16 protein-coding genes are annotated in these 17,804 nt (G+C 57.4%); 9 read left to right on the top strand and 7 right to left on the bottom strand.

Annotated elements, in window-relative coordinates:
• Nucleotides 1–4 precede the first annotated feature (4 nt).
• From araD1 to RBB49_RS04695, 5 genes are all read left to right on the top strand, one after another.
• The gene (gene araD1 / locus RBB49_RS04675; protein WP_306141525.1) at nt 5–1,000 is read left to right on the top strand and encodes an AraD1 family protein; all 996 of its coding nucleotides are present in this window, start codon (nt 5–7) and stop codon (nt 998–1,000) included.
• A gap of 3 nt (nt 1,001–1,003) precedes the next feature.
• Nucleotides 1,004–2,746, top strand: coding sequence for an L-arabinonate dehydratase (gene araD / locus RBB49_RS04680; protein WP_306141526.1), 1,743 nt, complete (start codon nt 1,004–1,006; stop codon nt 2,744–2,746).
• Nucleotides 2,746–3,669: a Gfo/Idh/MocA family protein gene (locus RBB49_RS04685; RefSeq protein WP_306141527.1), complete on the top strand. Its 924-nt coding sequence runs from the start codon at nt 2,746–2,748 to the stop codon at nt 3,667–3,669. Before araD ends, RBB49_RS04685 begins: the two co-directional genes overlap by 1 nt.
• A gap of 327 nt (nt 3,670–3,996) precedes the next feature.
• Complete coding sequence (ggt, locus tag RBB49_RS04690) at nt 3,997–5,700, top strand: gamma-glutamyltransferase (protein ID WP_306141528.1); 1,704 nt, start codon at nt 3,997–3,999, stop codon at nt 5,698–5,700.
• Nucleotides 5,697–6,656: a 2-hydroxyacid dehydrogenase gene (locus tag RBB49_RS04695; protein ID WP_306141529.1), complete on the top strand. Its 960-nt coding sequence runs from the start codon at nt 5,697–5,699 to the stop codon at nt 6,654–6,656. Before ggt ends, RBB49_RS04695 begins: the two co-directional genes overlap by 4 nt.
• A 196-nt stretch (nt 6,657–6,852) precedes the next feature.
• On the opposite strand, the gene RBB49_RS04700 is transcribed toward RBB49_RS04695, so the two are convergent.
• Complete coding sequence (locus RBB49_RS04700) at nt 6,853–7,413, bottom strand: hypothetical protein (protein ID WP_306141530.1); 561 nt, start codon at nt 7,411–7,413, stop codon at nt 6,853–6,855.
• Nucleotides 7,414–8,663: 1,250 nt separating this feature from the next.
• Complete coding sequence (locus RBB49_RS04705; protein ID WP_306141531.1) at nt 8,664–9,929, bottom strand: porin; 1,266 nt, start codon at nt 9,927–9,929, stop codon at nt 8,664–8,666.
• Between the two features lie 279 nt (nt 9,930–10,208).
• On the opposite strand from RBB49_RS04705, the gene RBB49_RS04710 reads away from it, so the two are divergent.
• Nucleotides 10,209–10,817 (top strand): site-specific integrase, encoded by a 609-nt coding sequence (locus tag RBB49_RS04710; RefSeq protein ID WP_306141532.1) that lies wholly within the window; start codon nt 10,209–10,211, stop codon nt 10,815–10,817.
• 193 nt (nt 10,818–11,010) lie between these two features.
• Here RBB49_RS04710 and RBB49_RS04715 read toward each other — a convergent pair whose 3' ends face one another.
• Complete coding sequence (locus tag RBB49_RS04715) at nt 11,011–11,373, bottom strand: MerR family transcriptional regulator (protein ID WP_306141533.1); 363 nt, start codon at nt 11,371–11,373, stop codon at nt 11,011–11,013.
• 67 nt (nt 11,374–11,440) lie between these two features.
• On the opposite strand from RBB49_RS04715, the gene RBB49_RS04720 reads away from it, so the two are divergent.
• From RBB49_RS04720 to RBB49_RS04730, 3 genes are read left to right on the top strand one after another with little or no spacing between them, the layout of a single operon-like run.
• Nucleotides 11,441–12,697, top strand: a complete 1,257-nt coding sequence (locus RBB49_RS04720; protein ID WP_306141534.1) for an NADH:flavin oxidoreductase/NADH oxidase family protein — start codon at nt 11,441–11,443, stop codon at nt 12,695–12,697.
• 60 nt (nt 12,698–12,757) lie between these two features.
• Nucleotides 12,758–13,345, top strand: a complete 588-nt coding sequence (locus RBB49_RS04725) for a TetR/AcrR family transcriptional regulator (RefSeq protein WP_306141535.1) — start codon at nt 12,758–12,760, stop codon at nt 13,343–13,345.
• A 59-nt stretch (nt 13,346–13,404) separates the two neighbouring features.
• Nucleotides 13,405–13,794 (top strand): hypothetical protein, encoded by a 390-nt coding sequence (locus RBB49_RS04730; RefSeq protein WP_306141536.1) that lies wholly within the window; start codon nt 13,405–13,407, stop codon nt 13,792–13,794.
• A gap of 272 nt (nt 13,795–14,066) precedes the next feature.
• Here RBB49_RS04730 and RBB49_RS04735 read toward each other — a convergent pair whose 3' ends face one another.
• The 4 genes from RBB49_RS04735 to RBB49_RS04750 all read right to left on the bottom strand — a co-directional run bounded on the left by RBB49_RS04735 (nt 14,067) and on the right by RBB49_RS04750 (nt 17,475).
• Nucleotides 14,067–14,369, bottom strand: coding sequence for a hypothetical protein (locus tag RBB49_RS04735; protein ID WP_306141537.1), 303 nt, complete (start codon nt 14,367–14,369; stop codon nt 14,067–14,069).
• Between the two features lie 550 nt (nt 14,370–14,919).
• Entirely contained in the window at nt 14,920–15,498 is a 579-nt protein-coding gene (locus RBB49_RS04740; RefSeq protein ID WP_306141538.1) for a hypothetical protein, read from the bottom strand.
• A 1-nt stretch (nt 15,499) separates the two neighbouring features.
• Complete coding sequence (locus RBB49_RS04745; protein WP_306141539.1) at nt 15,500–16,033, bottom strand: TadE/TadG family type IV pilus assembly protein; 534 nt, start codon at nt 16,031–16,033, stop codon at nt 15,500–15,502.
• 35 nt (nt 16,034–16,068) lie between these two features.
• The gene (locus RBB49_RS04750; protein ID WP_306141540.1) at nt 16,069–17,475 is read right to left on the bottom strand and encodes a pilus assembly protein; all 1,407 of its coding nucleotides are present in this window, start codon (nt 17,473–17,475) and stop codon (nt 16,069–16,071) included.
• Nucleotides 17,476–17,804 lie beyond the last annotated feature (329 nt).

The raw sequence follows: 17,804 nt of genomic DNA on the forward strand, positions 1-17,804 counted from the left end.
TCACATGTTGCTCTCTCAGATCCTGGACGCACAGGGAAACTGCGCCGTTGTTGTGCGCAACGGCAGTGAAGCGGGTGTCCTGAAAGGGGTTTCCTCAACCTATCAACTCGTCATGGACGCGATCAGGAGAGGCAAGAGCCTGGCCGAACGCATCCGTGCCCACGAACTGGGCCCCGCCGTGGACCTGGAGAAGCTGGCAGAAGACGGCCGCCTTCTGCTGCCCCTGCACCATCCGGATCCGGCGCACATGCATCTGACGGGAACCGGCCTCACCCATCTGGGATCGGCGGCAACACGCGATGCCATGCATGCCAAGACGGAGACAGACGAGACCCAACTGACGGACTCCATGAAAATGTTCCGCATGGGTCTGGAGAATGGCAAACCGGGCAACGGCCATGCCGGCGTTCAACCGGAGTGGTTCTACAAGGGCAACGGCACCAGTGCGGTCGCGCCTGGCGGCGACCTGGTCAGCCCCGGTTTTTGCGACGATGGCGGCGAGGAACCGGAGATCGCGGGGATTTATGTCATCGGCCCGGATGGAACCCCCAACCGTGTGGGATTTGCGCTCGCCAACGAGTTTTCAGATCACATAATGGAACGCCAGAACTACCTGTACCTGGCGCACTCGAAGCTGCGCCCGGCATCCTTCGGGCCGGAACTGCGCGTCGGCGATCTGCCGGATCATGTCGAGGGCACCAGCCGGATTATGCGCAACGGCGCGCTCTTGTGGGAAAAGCCGTTCCTGTCCGGCGAAAGCAACATGTCTCACACCCTGGCAAATCTTGAGCATCATCACTTCAAATATGGCCTGTTCTGCCAACCCGGAGATGTGCACGTTCACATGTTCGGGACGGCGACCCTTTCCTTTGCCGACGGCATCTCCTGTGAAGACGGGGATGTGGTCGAGATAGCGGCGCGCGGCTTCGGTGTCCCCCTGAAAAACAGGCTTTCGTTTGAAGCAAAAACAAACAGCATTACAGCTGTCAGGGTGCTCTAGGAAATGGCATTCCAACCGGCAAAATGGCCCAGGAAACTGCGGTCGGCGGAATGGTTCGGCGGCACCAGCCGGGACAGCATCTATCATCGCAGCTGGATGAAGAACCAGGGCCTACCGGATGATCTTTTCGACGGCCGTCCCGTGATCGGCATCTGCAATACATGGTCACAGTTGACCCCGTGCAATGCACACCTGCGCGACCTTGCCGAACGGGTCAAACACGGCATCTACGAGGCCGGCGGGTTTCCCGTCGAGTTTCCGGTTTTCTCCACAGGCGAGAGCACCTTGCGGCCAACGGCGATGATGTTCCGCAACCTTGCCAGCATGGATGTAGAGGAGACTATTCGTGCAACACCGCTGGACGGGGTAGTTTTGCTGGTTGGATGTGACAAGACGACCCCGTCCCTGCTCATGGGGGCTGCATCCGTCAACCTGCCGGCAATTGTTGTCTCCGGCGGACCGATGCTGAATGGCTGGTTTCAGGGCGAACGGGTCGGTTCGGGGACACATCTGTGGAAGTTTTCCGAAGCCGTAAAGGCCGGCGAGATGACCCGGGAGGAGTTTCTGGAAGCCGAGGTATCGATGAGCCGCTCGCCCGGAAGCTGCAACACGATGGGCACGGCGTCGACCATGGCATCGATGGCGGAGGCTCTCGGCATTGCGCTTTCCGGCAACGCCGCCATTCCTGCCGTTGACAGCCGGCGCCGCGTGATGGCGCATCTGAGTGGTCGGCGGATCGTTCAGATGGTCAAGGACGATCTGAAGCCATCGGACATCCTGACCAGACAGGCTTTTGAGAATGCCATCCGGACCAACGGCGCAATCGGCGGATCGACCAACGCCGTCATCCACCTGCTGGCCATCGCCGGACGCATCGGCGTCGATCTGACGCTTGACGACTGGGACCGGTTTGGCCGCGACATCCCGACGGTCGTCAACCTGATGCCGTCCGGCAAATACCTGATGGAAGAGTTTTTCTATGCTGGCGGTCTGCCTGTCGTGATCAGGCATCTCGGCGAAGCCGGGCTGCTTAACCGGGATGCCATCACCGTCTCCGGCGAGACCATCTGGGACGAGGTCAAGACAGTCAAGAACTGGAACGAAGAGGTTATCCTGCCGGTTTCAAACGCTCTGACGGATCAGGGCGGGATCGCCGTCCTGAAGGGCAACCTCTCGCCGAACGGCGCGGTTCTGAAGCCCTCGGCCGCATCACCACACCTTCTGAAACATCGCGGCCGCGCCGTCGTTTTCGAAGACATCGGCGACTACAAGCTCAGGATCAACGATGAGGGTCTCGACATAGACGAGACCTGCATCATGGTGCTCAAGAATTGCGGACCCAAGGGATATCCGGGGCTGTCGGAAGTCGGAAACATGGGTCTGCCGCCAAAAGTCCTGCGCAAGGGCATCACAGACATGATCCGCATCTCCGATGCCAGGATGTCAGGCACGGCCTATGGAACGGTCGTTCTGCACACGGCACCGGAAGCGGCGGCCGGCGGACCTCTGGCAGTCGTGCGATCCGGAGACTTCATTGAACTGGACGTACCGAACCGCCGGCTTCATCTGGCGGTTTCCGACGAGGAGTTGCAACGGCGGCTTGATGCGTGGGAACCCACGCACGATGTCCCCGAAAGCGGGTATGCCCGCCTCTTCCATGATCATGTTCAGGGCGCGGACACGGGCGCGGATTTCGACTTTCTGATAGGCTGCCGCGGTTCGGCAGTCCCGAAGGATTCTCACTGATGACAGAAAAACTGGCGCTCGTCGGCATCGGCAAGATTGCCCGCGACCAGCACATCCCGGCCATTTCCGCCAACCCAGACTGGTCGCTCGAGGCCACCGTCAGCCGTCATGCGTCTGTCGACGGGATTGCCTCTTATGCAGAGCTGCAATCCCTTCTGGACGCGCGCCCGGACATTTCGACGATTTCGCTCGCGATCCCGCCCCAGCCGCGCTTTGCCTATGCCGAGGCGGCCCTCAGAGCCGGCAGGCATGTCATGCTTGAAAAGCCTCCCGGGCAGAGCCTTGCGGAATGCTTTGCGCTTGAGACCCTCGCCCGGGAGATGGGCGTGACCATTTTCGCAACCTGGCACTCGCGTTTTGCCGACTGTGTCCCGGACCTGAAATCCTGGCTTGCGGCGCGCGAGCTCAAACGTCTCAGGATTGTCTGGAAAGAGGATGTCCGGCACTGGCATCCAGGGCAGGAATGGATCTGGGAACCCGGCGGAATGGGCGTGTTCGACCCCGGGATCAACGCCCTGTCGATCATGACAGAGATCCTGCCCCATGCCGTTCACGTCCGCGAGGCAACCCTCGAATATCCGGAGAACCGGGCGACTCCGATTGCCGCCGGCCTCAGGTTTACCGATCCGGGGGGAGCCGATGTGTCCGCTGTCTTCGATTGGCGCCAGGAAGGTCCACAGACATGGGACATCGAGGTGGAAACAGAGGACGGCAACGCCCGCCTGTCTCTCGGCGGCAGCAAGCTGGAAATTAACGGCCAGCTGATCAGGGAAGGGTCGGAAAACGAGTATCCGAACCTTTATGAAAGGATGTCCGATCTGGTCCGGACAGGGAGCAGCGACATGGACCTCTCCCCGTTCATCCATGTCTGCGACGCCTGCTCGCTTGGCCGCAGGGTTGTAACGGCACCCTTCCATTACTGATCACGCGTCAAACGCGATTGCCTTCCTGTCGCTTGGCCGGAGGGGCTAAGAAAGTCTGTTTTCGAGACTGGGAGTAATTTCCTGTGCGGCGGTTCCACCCGCCGGCGGCTGGAGCTTTTCCTGCCAATCTTGATGCCTATCGGCTGAACGCGTTCCACAACGGGTGAGAAAATCCGGCCCATCGGCCGCGTTGTACCACTTGCACGATGCACCGCATCGCGCTTCATGACCCGCCTCGCCGAGTGAACCGGACATCCTCATCAAATGATCCAAATTGATCGGAAAATGCTCTAATCTGCCTGCACAGATCCCGTAGATGGAATTTCTATGTCACGTCCCCTCCCTTTCACTTGTGAAAAACAACCGGCCTCCGGTTCCATCGGCATGGTCGTCACCAACCATCCGCTTGGCAGCGCGGCCGGAACAGAAATGCTCAGCGCTGGGGGCAATGCGATCGATGCCGCCGTTTCCGCATTGCTGACGCTGACGGTGGTTGAACCGATGATGGTCGGCATCGCCGGCGGTGGACTTTCTCATGTTCGTCTTCGTGACGGGACACATGTTGTCATGGACGCGCTCTCCTGCGCCGCGAAATCCATGCATGCCGGGATTTACGAACCAGTGTCGGACATACCCCCGAACCACATGGAGGTGAAGGACAGGCGTAACACCGTCGGTCCTTCGGCGGTTGCCGTTCCCGGCAATCTGGCAGGGTGGTGCCGCCTTCATGAAAAATACGGCAAGCTGCCGTTTGCCGACCTCGTGGACCCCGCCATCCGCGCGGCAAGCCGCGGTTTTCTGGCGACACACTATCTCAGCGGTGCGGTGAATGAGTTCAGGCAAGATCTCGGCGACGATCCCGAATGCGCCAGGGTCCTGATGCCCGAAGGACGGCCGCCCCGTTTCGGCGAGCGGATCTTCATGCATGACTATGCCGAGAGCCTTCGCCTCATCGCGAAGGAAGGAGTCGCCGCGCTTCACGGTGGTGCGCTTGGCGCCGCACTTGCCGACCGCCTGGCAACCGGCGGACCGGACTGCGGATGGGTGACGCTGGACGACCTGAGAAACTACAGACCTGTCGAGCGTGACGTCATCGCCGGGACCTATCGCGGCTATGAGATCATTGGCCCGCCGCCGCCGGCCTCGTCGGGGGTCCACATCGTCCAGATGCTGAACATTCTGGAATCTTACGAGGTTTCGGCACTCGGGTTCGGCAGCGTCGAGGGGCTGGATCTACTGGCACGCACGATCGCGCTCGCCTTCGATGACAGGCGGGCCGCCTCCGGCGATCCGGACTTTGTCGATGTTCCGGTAGAACGCCTGACGTCCAAGGACTACGCCGCCGACTGCCTTAAACGCCTGGGTTCGAACACGCACACCGCACATCAAACCGAAAGCGCCGACACGACCCATGTCACCATTGCCGACAGGGAGGGCAATATCGTCACTGCCACGCACACGATCAACGGTTTGTTCGGGGCACGTTTCATGGTGCCGGGAACCGGCATCATCCCCAACAATTACATGATGAACTACGATCCGCATCCCGGCCGGGCGCTCTCTATCGAACCCGGCAAACGGGTACCGACGTCCATGGCACCGATGATCGTCAGCAAGGATGGCACACCCTGCTTTGCGCTTGGCCTTCCCGGCGGCCTCAGGATCTTCCCCTCCGCGATGCAGGCCATCGTCAACCTGATCGATCATGGCATGAGCCTGCAGGAAGCCGTGGAGGCTCCGCGCATCTGGACCCAAGGGCAGGAAGTCGAGATCGAAAAACCCTTTGCTCCGGCTGCCGACGCACTCGCGCAGAATGGCCATGACGTGAAAGTGGTTCCGCATATCGGCGGCGGTATGAATGCCATCGGCTTTGAGCAGGACAGACTGACCGGCGCCGCCTGCTGGCGCGCAGACGGAACGGCAATGGGCATCGGTGGCGGCCTTGCCCGTCCGGGCGTCCGCTTCTGGCCGGACAAGGCCCCCGACGAAGACGACAGCGAGACCAAAACCGCGAACGAGGCAAAGCAATGACCCGGCTTGTCATTCTCGATCCTGTCTCCGGGGACCGGCTGGAACGCTTTGCCGGCTATTTACCGGACGGTTGGAGCCTGGAAAATGCCGCCTCGCGCACGCCGGAAGACCAACTGACCGCCCTCATCGGCACTGACTTCGCCATTTCCGCCGACGTACCCGTGACGGCGGAAATGATGGCCGTGCCCGGTTTGCGCGCCATCCACAAATGGGGCGTCGGCTATGACAACATCGACTGCGCGGCCGCAAGGGCCCATGGTGTGCGGGTTTTCCGCACCACGGGTTCCAACGCGATTTCCGTCGCCGAAACGGCGCTTGGCCTGATCCTGGCCCTCAACAGAAACCTGATACGCGGGCATGCAGCCGTGCTTGAAGGGGGCTGGCCGAAATCCGAACTCGGCACGACATCGATGCGTCTGTCCGGCAAGACGGTCGGCATAGTCGGACTGGGTTATGTCGGCAAGGCACTGGCGCGGTTGCTCGGCGGTTTCGGCTGCGAGATCCTCTACACGGGACGAACGCGCCAGGACGCTGAAACCGAAGCGGCGCTGGCTGTCCGTTTCGCACCGCTGGAAGAACTCCTGGCCCGGGCGGATGTTGTCAGCCTCAACTGCGCGCTCAACGAGGACACACGCGCGATGATCAATGCGCGCACGCTCGCCCTGATGAAACGCGGTGCGTTGCTCGTGAACGTCGCCCGTGGCGGGATCGTCGTGGAGGCGGACCTTGCCGACGCCCTGACATCCGGACACCTGCGCGGTGCTGCCAGCGATGTCTACATGGAAGAACCGGTTGCGCCGGACAATCCCCTGATCGGACTGGATACGGCGGTAAACACGCCGCATATCGCGGCAGTTTCGGCAGACACGTTCGAGCCCACTGTCAAGAGAATGATCGGCAACCTGCTTGCCCTTCAAGAAGGCCGTGAGTTGCCCGAAACCGATGTGCTGGTTTGAGGCGGCTTGCTGCTCGTCAAGGCGCGGAAGCGCAGGAAATGGGCTTCATTTTCAAACCCTTCGCAAGGCGAGAAGGAGCAAGCCGGTCACATCCGAAGGATAGGAAAACGGCTTCACCCCGTGGCGTCAGCGTGCTTGACCGGGCGGTGAGCCCGTTCTGCACACGCTTCCTGACGGGATATTGCCATTTCGCATGTCATCTCAGTCTCATTCGTGGGCCCATCGCCGAGCAGGTATGGCGCGGGTCGAGGTCTTCGGAAAGCAGCTGGAAGGTGATCGCCTGCTTGCCGGCAATCGTCAGCCTGTAGGTTTCTCGCGAACCGCGACGTGTCCAGTATCCGGTCCTTTCGGGTGTATAGGCATCGCAGCTTTCGGCGAGGAAGACGATGTTGCGGCGCGCAACCAATTGACCGGCATGGCCTTTTTCCATCGAAACCTCAAACCTGTAAATGGGCAGGATGGATCGAAAGAAGTATCCGTGCCGGTTCGAGCTTACGGAATAGAGCCTGCCATCGTCGCCGATTGCCAGACTTTGCACCGATTTCGCGTTGGCAGGCACATCGGCCTCTTTCCAGTTCCCGGCGGGTGCCAGGCTCGGGCCAAGACACAAAAGAGCGAACAAGTGCACGCGAACCCACCGGCGTCCGGTTTCACCGGACAAGGTCAAACAACCGGTCAACGTGTTGATCCACAGGCCTTGAGGGTTTGTTTGCGCCTTCGCCGGGCGCGGACACATGCCGACAAGACCGGCAGACATGCATTTGCACCGGGATGTGATTGGACGTCGCTGTCATGGTCATGTGAGAGGGTTGCTGATTTCAAGAAGAAAAATGCAGTCAGCATTGTGGGTTGAAGCAATGCTGACTGCAGTTGTCTCGGCGCAGAGTGTGTTAGGTAGCCGAGCGATATGTCCGTTTCCGATTAGGGGACGACGGTTCCATGCTTGTTGTCCACCACCAGCTCTTCATGCATCCCGGGCAGTAAATGCCCCCGCTCAAATCACTGATGCGTTCGCTTCAAGGCAATGGTGTCTGAGCAACACCCAATTGATACAAAGTTTAGGCAATGTAGTGTTATGCAGAAACCGAATACCTTTCAGTTTCGTTTTTGCTTCCCCTGCGTTGCAAAAACGAAGATTCGGATAGCCATATGTGCAAATAGCGCAACTTGGTGCCAAGTTTCTCAAAATGAGACTGCGGAGAATGCAGATGCCGAGACAGGCATGACAAGGTTTTTTGAACAATCGCCGGTTTGGTAGCCGTGGCGTCGGGCACCCTACAATGGCGCAGCCGACCGGCGACCTGTTTGCATTCATGCAGCAATCGAACCCCGCACCGGTCGCTCGGACGCCAGGATCTGGCCCGCAAAGATACGCTTACAACGCTAATGTACGGGTCCAGAAATGAGGCCGAATTGGTTTTTAGGCGGCTTGCTTCTCGTCAAAGAGCGAAAGCGCGGGAAATGGGGTTCGTTTTCCAGCCGTTCGCAACTCGGAGAAGGTGCAAGCCGGTCAAATCCGAAGGAAATGAGAATCGCTTCATCTCGTCGCGTCAGCGTGCTTGACCAGGCAGGAAGCGCTCTCCGCACACTCTACCTGCCGGATTTCGCGATTTCGCATGCCATTTCAGTCTCATTTATGGGTCCGTACCCGAGTGGCAATGCCGATCAGACCGGACTGCAACTTCCGTAGCGAGGGCACAAGGGTCAATCGGAGCTCCCACTGTCTTCTGTGCACTCGGGCACCGCGCTCCGGTGACCGTGCATCGACCGACAGGCTGGCTGGTTCAAGCAGATCCGCCTGACCAGTCCTGTTTGTTCAAGGCGATTGAGATTTTAGCCGCTCCCATCCGCAGCGGCATAGAAAGCACAGTTCAAGCGCGCACTGTTACACCAGTTTGCGCAACACGTTCCCAAACGGGGGACGGCCCGGCAACTTGGAGATAGCCGGGCCGCTTGACTGACTGAAAATTTTGGAGGTCTCAGCCAGAACTTGTTGTTGTGCTGACCTTAGAAGGTCCGCTGCATACGAACGCCAAACTTGAGTTCGTTAAGGTCGTCAACATCAATATCAGCCACTGACGGATCAACGCTAGCGCTCGAGTAACCAACGTCCGCACCCAAGACAAAACCGGACACAGGCTGCCATTGCACCGATCCATCGATCGCCCAGCGATCAATATCTGCGTCAACTGACCCAATTGTTGTTTCTGAGTAGATACCGCTCAATTCTAGATGAGCATACGAACCATCTACCGCAAGACCGATCGTCGGAGTCGCTTGGATGTAAACGCCAGCTGACAAAGAGAAACCAGAGTTCTTGCTACCATTTGAACCGTAGTCTGATACAGAGACGTCAGGGTCATCTCCATCGTAGTCAAGAGTCACTTCGGTAAGGGCTTCATTTATCGTACCCGTGATAGAAGTAATTCCGTTACCAACATAAGACAGAGCCCCATCTGCATAAAAGCCCTGGAAGTAAATGTTGGACCCAGAGTTAGCAAAAGGCAGGTTGACATTTACACCGGCACCGACTGCCCAGCCGAGGTTGTCTTCATTGCCAGAAGCGTTGGTGCTGTTGAAGGCAGCGTCCGGGTAGACCTGGTGCAGGGCACCCGAAAGCTGGGCAGAACCCCAACCTTGCGAAATACCCAAAGCACCAACGAGATCTGGCGCCCGCGTACCACCATAGTCGCCAACTTCGCGGCCGGAACGATCCTCAAGCGCGATTGTCGCCGAGAAACCGTCACCGAAGGCTGCCGTATAGGCAAGCTGGTTAAGAGTAGAATCTGCCCAGTCACGGGTAACAACACCCATGAACACCTGACCGGTGTAGATGTTGAAGTTGGAACCAAGATAACCGGCGGTCAGACCACCCCATTGGATATAGGCGTTGTCGAGCGTGACACTGTTCCCACCGTTGGTAACCGTGCCATAGATTGACGTGTAGGTACGCAGGGTTCCAAATTCTGTAGCGGTTCTCGAGTCGAGATAAACGTAACCGCGCGACAGCCAGGAATAGCCGTCTTCGTCACGGTCGGCCCAGGCACCATCATCCAAAACATTGTTGACAATTACCTGCGTCCGCAAGCGACCACCAACACGCAGGCAGGTTTCGGTGCCCGGGATGTAGTAGAAGCGGGAGCCATAAGTGTCGCAAATGCGCACGTAATCTACCGGCTCCGGAGCGACCGGAAGGTCGGCTGCCTGTGCGGTGGTGGCAGTGGCTGCTGCTGCCGCACCAAGCAAGAGTGTTTTGAGTTTCATTCCAGACATTTAAAGATTCTCCTCAAAGGGGTCAGCTGCCCACTTCCTGGAACCGATGAAATGCTGGTCTTGCCTGGTTTTCCGAACTCCGGGATGCAACAAAATTATTCATTCTGTACAAACACAGGAAATTCGAAGGAACCTGCGGTTGTCAAGCCCGGTAAAATTGAGTACTCATTTGGTCAGCCGCTTCTAACCGCTGAAATTCGCTGAGTATTTCTGACTGTAACAATATGAATAATAGTGTTGCAGAAAAGAAACACTACTGAGAATGGGTGTGTTAGTCTTATGAATATCTCTATCTGCGGTCAGCAGTCCGCACAGATGCGGCTGTATGACCAAACCAACCGCAGGCTCTACGTCAACGCGGAAGAACGCAGGCGTTTCATCGCCGTTGCCAACGATCAGGACCTGCCGCAAAAGGCACTTTGCCTGACCCTCCTGCATACCGGGTGCCGGTTGTCGGAGGCGCTTGCACTCACATCGGAAGCGGTGGACACGACAAGCCACCTGGTTTCGATTCGGACCCTGAAAAAGCGCGACAAGCACCACGTCAGGGAGATCCCGATCCCCCCGGTGCTGAGCCGAACGCTCGCGGCGCTCATGGAAGCCCAGGCGCACGGGAATTTCCTCTGGCCGGAAAACTTGAACCGCCCTGTCTGCCGGATCACCGGCTACCGATGGGTCAAGAAAGTGATGACGGCTGCCGGTATCTCCGGCGCCCAGGCATCGCCCAAGGGCCTCCGGCACGGCTATGGCGTCTACGCACTCAGGTGTGGTGTCCCCCTCACAATGCTGCGCAAATGGATGGGCCATGCCTCAATCGAGACCACGGCGATCTACACCAACGCGGTCGGCAAGGAAGAGATGGAATTCGCCGGGCGCATGTGGTCCTGAATCGCGCCCGAAAACGGGCGCGGAGTTCAGTTCACGTGAAAAACCGAAAGGTTTCCTGGTAAGGCGACAAGTCTGCACCGATCGGAGGCTCAGAACTGGTTTGCCGGCAAATAAGTGGCACCGTTTATATGTTTGCAGTTGCACTCGTACATCCGGCGATCAACCACGCGTACGCCCTGCCGCCCGTCACAGGTCAGCACGCCTTGGAATTCGGGTCCTTCAGGTAGACCACCATGTCTTTCACGTTTTTCCGCATGCTCTTGAGATCTTTAATCCGCTGTTCGATGTCCTGGAGCTTTGCCTCCAGGTTGGAAATAACCTCAGCCCGCTCCATGACGTCACTTGGATCGTCGGGCAGGAAGCGCTTGATCTCTGCGAGCGAAAACCCGAGAGCCTTGCTCATCGTGATCGTGTGCAGCCGGGAAATCATGGCTTCCGGATAGTCCCGGTAACCGTTTTCTTGCCTGACGGTTTGCGGCATCAGCCCATGTTTTTCGTAAAACCGGATGCGCGATGTCGCAACTCCGGCCGCTTTTGCGAGTTCGCCGATTTTCATAGCTCTTGACCTTCAACCATTGTTGAAGGTTTATATGCCCGGGATCCAGAACGCAAGGATCCCGAAAATGACACCTTCTCCCCTGTTTACTCCGCTGCACCTGCCAAATGGCACGGTCCTCAACAACCGGTTCGCAAAGGCGGCCATGGAAGAAAGCCTCGCCGACTATGGCCAGGTGCCGGGGACCCGCCTGCTCACGCTCTACCGCCGCTGGGCGAACGGCGGCGCCGGTTTGCTTATCACCGGAAACGTGATGATCGCGCCCGACGCCCTGTCCGGACCTGCAAGTGTCGTGTTGCAGGCAGAAACGGATGTCGCGCCGTTCAGAGCGTGGGCAGAAGCTGGCCGCTCAAAAGGCGCGCAGTTCTGGATGCAGATCAATCATCCGGGCCGTCAGGTGTTGGCAGCGCTTGGCGAAGAAGCGGTTTCCGCATCGGATGTCGCGGTTGACATTCCAGGAATGTCGCAGAATTTCCGAAAACCGAGAGCTTTGACGGACGAGGAGATCCTGGCACTTGTCGAAAAATTTGCAACCACCGCCGAACGCGCTGAAGAGGCGGGATTTACCGGCGTCCAGATCCATGCGGCGCACGGTTACCTGATCAACCAGTTTCTCTCTCCGCTTACCAATCTGCGGACCGATCGATGGGGCGGCAGCCTGGAAAACCGCGCCCGCTTCCTGTTTGAGGTCCTCCGCGCGGTCAGAGCGCGCGTGTCGAGCACGTTTTGCGTTTCCGTCAAATTGAACTCCGCTGATTTTCAAAAGGGCGGGTTCGACACGGCAGATGCCAAATGGGTTGTTGACCGGCTTGACGAAATGTCCGTCGACCTCGTTGAATTGTCGGGTGGCTCCTACGAGAGCCCTGCAATGCAGGGACGCGACACGGACGGCAGCAGCACCGCGCGGCGCGAAGCCTATTTCGTTGAATTCGCTCGGGAGGCCGCGCAGACCGCAAAGATGCCGATCATGGTAACCGGCGGCATTCGCTCGCGCGACGTTGCCGAAGAAGCCATCAGCAACCACACCGGTGGTATCGGCGTTTCCGTTCTTGGCCTTGCCCGTGCCATGGCATTCGAGCCGGACGTCATCTCAAACTGGCAGCAGGGCAAAAAGTTGCGCGTCGATATCCCCGAAGTCCGATGGAAGAACAAGAGAATGGCCGGGTTCGCCTCAATGGTGCTTGCCTATGTGCAACTGGAACGCCTCTCGATTGGAAAATCCCCGAACAAGGGCGGCATGCCGATTCTCGCGCTCATCGGCAACCAGTTGAAAACCAGGAAAAGGACACAGGCCTATCGCAAGTGGCGCGAAGGCAAGACCTGACACACGATAGATCGAGAGCTATTACTTGATTTCAGAACGATCATTCTGTAATAATCAGGAATGGCACGACCCCGATCCTATGACAGCGAGACCCTGGCGACGCGCACACTGACCGCCTTCTGGCAGGGTGGCTATCATGCGACGTCGATGGAGGATCTGGTTCGTGTGACGGGGGTCAGCCGCCACGGCATCTACAAGGAGTTTGGCGGAAAGAAAGGCATGTTCCTGTCGTCGTTCGACCTCTATCAGGAACTGATCGTCAGCCCGGCGTTCGGACGAGTTGAACAAAGAGCCGCAACGATTGATGACATTGCTGCCTATTTCGAGCAGCAGATTGCGCTTGCGGAACAAAATGGACTGCCCGGACCCGGGTGCCTCGTCGCCAACTCTGCAACGGAGGTTGCCCCGCATGACGAAGATGTCCAACGAAAGATCGACCAACACAACGAGCGGCTCCGGCGCGGCTTTGCTTCGGCCATCAGCAACACGGTGAAGGGTGTTCCGCCCAAGCGGTGCCGGCAACTGGCGGAAACCGTCCTCGTATTCGCGACAGGCCTGTGGGCGTTGTCGCGCGTCACGTCCAGCGCAAGGGACTTGCGCCGCGTCGTTGCAACATTTCTTGGCATGATCGAGGGAGAGCTCAGGTGAGTCCGACGGAAAGGCTGCAGGCTGCGCAAACGGATAGCAGAACACTATGGTTCGCACTAATGCTGAACTTTATCTGGATCAACTTGTCCGAGGTGTTCAGATATTTCGTGTTCGTCAGACCCATGATGCAGGATGCGCTCCCTGCCCTGCCCGACGTCGCCCCGATGAGCGTCCCGATCTTTCTGATCTGGGGGGTCTGGGATACGATCCTTGTGATTTCAGTCACCTTGATCGCACTCCTCGCCCTCGAACGGTTCGGCGGTTCCCCGAAAACCGTCTTCAAGGTGGCAACCGGCATCTGGGCCAGCATTTTCGTCATCCTCTGGCTCGGCCTTTACAACATGAACCTGGCATCTCATGACGTCCTGCTGGTTGCCTTGCCACTTGCATGGCTTGAAGTGTTTGTGGCGGTCCATCTTGTCGCCTATGCGATGCGCCGTGCGCAGTAAACGGCCTCTCAAGACTTGCGTCAGAGCGGCCCTTGAACGCCGCTCTCCGGATCGGGAGCAGCCCAATTTTCTGTCCGGCTCCTCCGGGTGTCGGTGCCTTGCCGTCCGGGTAAAACCTGTGCCAGGAACCCGGCATCTGTGGCGGCCGCTTTCGTTCGCGCCGATGACTGGCCTTAACGATGAAAGGGAGAGAGGAGCCGTGTGATTTTCATTCCCGACACGAGAGCCGCCACATCACACGGCGCATCGCCTGGACGGACATCTGTCTAGTATCAAAAAAAGCTGAAGACCGTGAAAATCAGGTAGAGCGACAACGCAACCGATCCCCAATAGAGAGTGTTCTTCAGCAACAGGAATGACAATTCTCCCCTGTTGCCACCATGCGCCGGCGTCGTTCCCAGTTCCTTGCGCCAGACGTCAAGAACCGCGTCGTCCGGCGCATCCGCATCCGTTGCCGGAAGCGAGGCAAGGCCCGTCGCAAGTCTGCGCGCCTGCTGCGCCGAGGCACCGAAGTCAAAAAGAAAGTCGCGACGTCTGTCGAGCGAAACGGTTTCTGCACCCGAAAAAACAGTCAAAACAGTTTTTGTTTTCGAAAAACAATTAAGTAGCCGGCTAATCATATTATCCAGTTCCTACGCAACAACATATCCATTCCCGGACCAGGCAACTCCCTGGCTTTCCCCGCCCGTGTCGCAGTCAGGCGAGCCTATTCGTAAAGCGGCACCCAGCCGCCTGTCGGGCAGTTGCCGGTTGACCGTCGCGAACGGTCGCCAGATCAGGTCACACAGACTTGGCTACACGTATTATGTGCATAGACCCGAGAAGCAACGTTATGCTTGAACCGAAGAAACCGGTTTAGAAAACCTTGATGAAACTTGTTGAATTTATGAACAAAATTTAACGATTATGCAGTTTACGCAACACGCTGGCCGAAGCGGAGCGTTGAACCCCAATAGTGTTCGAATATCTGCCACTTGAGAGACACACTTTGTTGACGCAGCTTGCGCGGTGCTGAGTTTCAATGAGTTCTACAGAATGCGCATTCATCCGGACAGACGACTGGAGCGCGAACCGCATTCCAAAAATTGGGTTCCGATCCGATCCGCGACTCTGAAAGACGGGACATCAACACTTGCCGGAATCGCTCTCGCAAGTGATTTCGGAGACAAATCGCGGGCGGCGCACCTGGTTGTCGCTAAGGGTGAACGTGCCAAGCAGCTCGTTGACGAGCATCGGCTTGTATTGAGCCTGGACGAGCACATAAATCACGGAATCGCCTTCAGCGACAAAGGGAAGGTCAAGCTCGTCCAGATCCCCCTGTTCGAGCACCGCATCATCAACGTTGCTGCGGCTCCACACCAGTTCCAACTCATCATCTTCGTCAACATCGAAGACGTTTCGAATGCTCGCCACGACAACGGTGAATTCCGCGCTGACCGCGTATTTTCCGGTCAGCGCCGTCGCTATGTTGACGAGTTCCGTAAACTTGTCGTCATCGATTGCTCCCTTGTCGCGCGTGACCAGGTCAACGACAACACCGGTTGTTTTCGAAATAATTTTGTCGCCTCTGAACCCGTCAAAAAATGACACGACGTTGATGAGGACAAGGACCAGGAAGGGCAACACCAGCGCAAACTCGACAGCAGCAACGCCCGAGCAGTCGCGCAGGAGGCTTTTGGGCAGGAATGTCGTGCGTTTGTTCATCTCAGAAGGGCTCGTTCAGGAAGGCCGCTGAAGAGATCAGCTCATACCGGTTGGTGCTCGTTTTTGTGAGACTCAGTCCGAAGCCGAGACCTGGCGTAATCAGATCCACGGTCAGGCAAACGCGCATGAAGACAACGCTGTTCGCCACACCCGGATTGAAGGTGACCGCAGGGTCCAGATCGAGCGTGGCGTCCTCGCAAGCTGCGTCGCTCGTCGGCAATGCGGACAGGGACGTGATTTCGGTCAACTCAACGGTGATTTCACTTTCACAGTCCGGTATCACGACACCGGTGATATCACACACAGCCGCTTCGATATCCGACTGGCTGATCGTCCCGGCTGCGACGCCTTCCGTTACCTGGCCGGTATAGACCATTTTCGAGACCACATTGACGGCGTGATCCACCATGGCGATACGTGTGAACAAAATGCCGATTTCAAAAAGCGACAGGATCATCGCAAAGAACACGGGTGCGAGCAGCGTAAACTCCACGGCAGTAACGCCTCGCTTGTCGCGCGAGAGTGCTTTAAGCAAGCGCCTGCCGATCCATGACCGTTTTCCGTCGCGCATCACCCTGAAATCCTCAGGCTGTTGATTGATGCCGCGATACCGTTGAACGCGCTGGACAAATCGAACCCTTCAACATGGTAATAGTCGCTCGGGGACTTGGCGCAGTACTTCAACAGGGTGTCGGCCGCAGAGCCGCTCGTGATCTTGTAACCGATTGTATAGACATAGACGCCGTTCGAGCGCATCAGATCGCACATGCGCTTGTAATAGGCCATCGCATTATAAGCTGTTGCCGGGTCCACGCTCGTGCTGCCCTTGTCAACGATCGTTTGCCGAAGACTACCTTTGTCAAGGTGCGGTTTTACGCCGCTGGTCGGCGATTTCGGCCGGACCTGTTCGGTAATGTCCCCGTCGGACATGATCACCGCGATTTTCATGGTGTTGCTATCATCGAAATCCGCTGGCCGGTCGGCAAAATCCCCACCCAACTCCCCCCTCAGATTTGGCGAAAGTGCCTTTGCGCCCCACATGGTTCCGATATCCATGCCGGTTCCGTCCGACAGTGACATCCCGTCTATCCGGCTTTTCAGGTCGGCGGCGCTGTTCGAATTGAACATGGATTCCGTGTCGGTTCGCGGACACCAGTCGTTCTTTGCACCGTAACGGGTAAAATCAGGCACTTGCGGGTGTGACTTGCCCCCGATCGCGGTGAGGCTGAAATCCTTGTCCTGGTATTCGATGCACGTGTTGCCGGCGGAAAACCTCGAGACAAGATAGGGAACGTTCGTATTGGCCTGATAGTAAGAATCGGCTGGGTCGGTATTGCTGGGACTGGAGGGGACGGCGTATTTGTCGAAAAGCGTGCTGCCGATATTTACGGTCCCGCCGAACAAGACAAGGTTGATCGACGTTTGGTCGGCGAGATCCCCGTCGAGCATCAGGTCGATAAACTCCTTCGACGAGCTTTTCAGGTCCGTGAGTTTGGCGCCCTTCATCGACGACGAAATATCCAGCACCATGGAAATTTCGATATCTGTCTGGGCCTGAACAGCAGTGGATTCGGCCCGCACGGTTTGCTCACTCTGTCCAATCAGGGACAGAAACGGCGTCTTGAGCTTTACCGAAGCGGTGATCGTGACTTCCTTTGAACTCAGGCTGTCATCGACAACAGTTGTCGTATAGGACAGCGTATCCCAAACAGCACCGTCCGGCTGATTGGCGGCCATGTATTCATCGACCACATCGGTTATTGAGCCGCTTTGCGTGAGTGAGGCGGATGCAAGTGTTGCGGAATCGAGCATGATCTGCAAACGCTCCTGCGTCGCCGTCATTCTCAGCACATCGACGCTGCCGCAGGCCGCGACGATCAACGGTAAGGCGCAAAACGCGGTCAGAAGCGCGACGTTACCGGTTTCGTCATGACGGAATCGTGCCAGCACGGGCACAAATTTCTTGAATGGAGCCATCTCAGTCTCACCAGCATTGTATTGCCAAGTGCAGATGAAGACCCCATTCAACGCCTGCGAGCTAATCCGTACGCAAACATAAGACAAGTTTCAAAAAATTTGAATATAGATTAGCGTCAAGGATAAGAAATAAAAGAAAAAGGATTAATTAGTTACTAACAAGATCTTTTTTTTTATTTTTTATTCGATTGAGTAAACTGATTTTCAGTGCAAAGGCTCCCAGTCGCCAAGATAAATCGCCATACCAATCAGGCTCCCTGGCTCAGAGAATCATTTCTTTTTCTCAGTTGGTTGTGAGAAATCTACCGAAAAATGAAATTGTTAGTTGG

The organism is Roseibium sp. MMSF_3412 (genome assembly GCF_030733265.1).
Lineage (GTDB): Bacteria > Pseudomonadota > Alphaproteobacteria > Rhizobiales > Stappiaceae > Roseibium.